This window comes from Clostridia bacterium, from assembly GCA_014360065.1.
Classification (GTDB): Bacteria; Bacillota; DSM-521; order Neomoorellales; family JACIYF01; genus JACIYF01.
The window spans coordinates 1-1,783 of the sequence record JACIYF010000236.1 but is presented as its reverse complement, the minus strand read 5'-3'; the positions used below and the strand labels follow the sequence as shown (position 1 = coordinate 1,783).

Sequence of the window (1,783 nt, the reverse complement as noted above, 5' to 3'; positions counted from 1 at the left end):
CTGCCACGCGCGGCACGTCTCCGCCTGCCGGCGACGTTATCCACGTACAGTCGGATGTGGGTTTCTTTATGCCGCGATCCTTGGATGATTTGGCCGAAGGTGTATATACTACCCTAGAGGGGGAGCTAACTTCTCAGGGACAAGCAAACTCAAAGGCGCAGATACTAGTTCCTCCTCAAGCCAATAAGGAATCTTTGGTTGCCAAGGTTCTCCAATATAACTTAGGGCTAAGCCCGCAGGCCCTTTTTGCGGGCATGAAGTTTCATCCCGGTGAGCAGCCAAAGGCAATTCCGCCTAAGTTTAAGGCCACCCAGGTGGTAGCCAAGCCGGAGATTAAGCCATCTCGGCCTTCGCAACCAACTAAGCCCAAACCAGAGGCCAAGCCACAACCCAAGCCTAAACCCAAACCTACACCAACTAATCCTAAGCCAAGCCAGCCTGAAGCTCCAGAATCTCCACCTCCTACGGTTGCAGAACCAACCCCTCTACCGCCGGCCCAGGATCGGGCTCCGGTGGCGGATAAGCCAAGTACTCCCATGTCGCCGCCGAATCAAGGAGACAACCAACATCCAGATGATAGAGGGAAAAGCAATATTACTCCAGGAAAAGTAGTCTCTTCTCCACTGAAGGCGGTTGGAGGACTGGTGTCGGGGGTAGGGAGCGCCGTTACTTCGGTCGGTAAATTAGTTGAAGGGGGCGAGAAAACGGGGGTGCCTAAGACCGGCGCGGTAGGTAAGGTAATTGGTTTTCCCTTCCGACTGGTTGGAGGCTTAGTCTCGGGAATAGGAGAGCTGGTGTCGGACCTTGGCCAGGGCGTCGGCGATCTAATCGATGGCACTGACAACAGCTAGCTTGACATAAGGCAACACCAGATAAGCGGGGGAGGGGGTCTGATCGTAGGCTAGCTTAAACGAATAACCGGTGAGCAATGGGTAAAGTGCCGGCAACAAGCTCTTAATTGATTGCGAACTGGGCATTGGGGAGAGGAAGGAGGTGGATGCGGTTGTCGTTGCAGATGAAAAGGTGGCGAGAAAACCGGTGGGTGCCGGCCCAGGAAGCCGAATTTGCAGTTAAAGTCGAACAACCAGAAGTAATTCCGCCTAGGCCCCGTTGGCGGTGGGGACGGATAGCATTGGCCGTGGTGGTAGTACTAATTATTGCTGCTATTCCGCTTCTATACGCTATGTCGGGTGTACTGAGCAAGCTGGCCATGGCGGCAGAATCCCTGGATAAAAAGATGGATGGCCTAGCGCCAATGCTGGCGGGCACTATTTATCAAAATCAGCTATCAGCTCGTATTGATGAGAATACAGCTGCCCTTAGGTTAGGTATGGAAGATGTGGGAAAAGATCTGGATGCGATGCTGAGCTCTGCTAAAAACATGAACTCTACACTTAAGATAATGGGTTCCCGCTTTAATCAGATGTATCAGAACGCTAGCCAGGTTGGATCTTTAATGGGTGCAACCAAGAGCCTAGTTGAAAACATGGCAACCGGAACTGGGCGACTAGTTACAATGACAGAGACGCTTAACAGTGAACTTGCCAGGTCAAGCCGGATGATGGGGGTAATTGGAGAAGGGCTTGCTCACGTTGCCAATACCAGTGCCCAAGTACGACAGCAAGCGGTCGCGCTTTCAGCTTTGATGGACGACGCCAACCGTCAGGCTGAGCTCCTATCCAACCAAATAGTAGTCATGGCTCGAAAATCAGAAGAACTGAACCGCAAATTTCCCAACATGAACATTATGCCTAAAAACTTTGAAATAGCGCTGAAGCAAATG

Annotated in this window: 1 protein-coding gene and 1 pseudogene; both read left to right on the top strand. The window is 51.9% G+C overall.

Annotated elements, in window-relative coordinates; translation table 11 throughout:
* Nucleotides 1-323 precede the first annotated feature (323 nt).
* Nucleotides 324-431 (top strand): annotated as a pseudogene (locus H5U02_15420) (TonB C-terminal domain-containing protein).
* 701 nt (nucleotides 432-1,132) lie between these two features.
* A partial coding sequence (locus H5U02_15415) for a hypothetical protein (GenBank protein ID MBC7343808.1) occupies nucleotides 1,133-1,783 on the top strand: 651 nt, incomplete at its 3' end.